This is a genomic window from Vulcanisaeta distributa JCM 11216, assembly GCF_001315985.1.
GTDB classification, from domain to species: Archaea; Thermoproteota; Thermoprotei; order Thermoproteales; family Thermocladiaceae; genus Vulcanisaeta; species Vulcanisaeta distributa_E.
In genome coordinates, this window is sequence record NZ_BBBI01000052.1 from 1 (window position 1) to 1,912 (window position 1,912).

At 51.0% G+C, this 1,912-nt stretch carries 2 pseudogenes; both read right to left on the reverse strand.

Going from position 1 to position 1,912, the window contains the following annotated elements:
- Window positions 1-456 (reverse strand): annotated as a pseudogene (locus JCM11216_RS14130) (hypothetical protein); the annotation flags it as partial.
- A pseudogene (locus JCM11216_RS14135) lies at window positions 453-1,912 on the reverse strand (hypothetical protein); the annotation flags it as partial. The pseudogenes JCM11216_RS14130 and JCM11216_RS14135, both read right to left, overlap by 4 nt.

A 1,912-nucleotide genomic window follows, 5' to 3' on the forward strand; every position in this document is an offset into this window, starting at 1 on the left:
CTCCCTAACCTGCCTATCCCTCATGTGCCTGGGCATTAACTCCCTAGCCCTATTGCCCAGGGCCTTGTCCAGTGATTCCCTAGCCCTCTCGTGATCAAAGCCCATTAACTGGCTTAGCTCGATGAGCCTATGGAGTTCGCCGTTGATTAGGGCATTGATTAAACCCCCCCTAGCCTCACTCAGCCTCCTAATTCCCACTTGGGCACCACTATGGAGATCCCTAACGTATGGTGTTAACACCACGGCCAAGAGCCTTGCGGAGTCAAGGCTTGAGTTCCTCAAAACTAAGTCCTTGCCCGCATCAAGCCAGTACTTACTAACCAGTGACTCCATTAATTCCCTGAGCCTCTCATCCCTAGCCGTCTTTGTTTCAAATGGCTTTGGCATGCTTAAAGATGCGAAGACGTCCTCCACAGCCCTCTTGATGCCAATCCTCCTAGCCAAGGACTTAGTCAATAAGTGAGCTGGCGAGTCGTTTCTAGCCTCGCGCCGTGGCTGTACGCCCTAAAGTCAACCTCGACACCCTTTCTGAACTTAAGCTTGGCAGTCTCGTGAAGCTTACCCCCCCTCTCACCAAGGCTCCTAACCCTAGGGTACTCGAGGATGAAGCTTGCCAAGCCAGCACCGGCAATAGCCAGCCTAGCCAATCCACGCCTACCGGATTCACTGTAGAGTGTGGCTTTACTCCTTAGGTATGCGCTGGCGTCCTCCATCAATGCATTTATCGGCCTAGCCAATGGGCTTGGGTCTCTATAGTCGGGTAAATAACGCCTTAACCTCCTCCAGGCCGGGTGCTTGATCCTAAGCGAATTACTCAGTGTAATCACTGACTTAGCCAATTCATGGTGGATGGCCATGAGTGGCTTAGCGACCCTACCAAGCCTCCTGCTTCTATGAAGCCTCGAGACAATGCCCTCCCTGGCAGTCCTAATTTTTGAGGCTGTCGATGACCTAGCCCTCCTAAACAACCTACCCAAAACCCTACCAACACCGGCAATCCTCAGGTACAGTATTAGGCTTAGGTCATAAATCACATTTGAGAGCAAAGCCCATGCTGGGCTCATTAGGGTTGGGAATCCAACCAACCAAAAGCCCGCGTCTAAAAGCCCGAAGATGGCTACCGACTCAGCGAGCCACCTTGGCACGAAGTACCCAATGCCAACCAGCAAGCCGTTGAAGTAGCCCCCCCACAAACTCATTAATTGACTACTACCAACGACTACTGAGTTTATGACCCATGAGGTTGATGGGGACAAGCCAATTGTGTCTAAACCAAACCACGGATTGTTTATGTTGCCAATAACAGTCACCGAGCCGGTGACTTGGACAGTACTGTTTAGGTAGTTGACGCATGTCATCGCTACCTCCTCCTGACTGTAGCCGATTGGTGATGGGCTTGGCAACGCCAAGCTTAAGTTCCTGCCAAGTCCAGTGATGTTTCTGCCCATGGCGATTTCCTCATTGAGCTTATTCACTAAGCTCCTAATAGCATCCTCCTCACCTTTGATATTAACTACCTCATAGAGGCTACTTGGTGAGGTTGTGTATTGGCACTTCGTTGAGTTGCCAATATTGGTTGGCATGTTGATAACTGCGTCACTGGCGAAGAGCCAGAGCACTGCACTCGCTGTGCCTGGGTAGCAAACCTCATGCGTTGGGGGGGCCCTTGGCTCGGTAATGTTAATGCAGTGCTCCGGTGGTACATTAATGGTGAAGTTTATGGCTGCTGTGTTGTTTCCACTAAGCACTGAGTAGTTGCTCGGCGGATTAAGCCAAGCCCACGCGCCGGTGTAGGCAATTGAGCCGTTTAATGAGGCTGTTAATACATTAAACGGTGGGTTTCCAAACTCGATTACCTCAGCATAGGTTGCATTACTTGTTAGGTACTGCGGGTCGCATGGTTCGTAGTTGC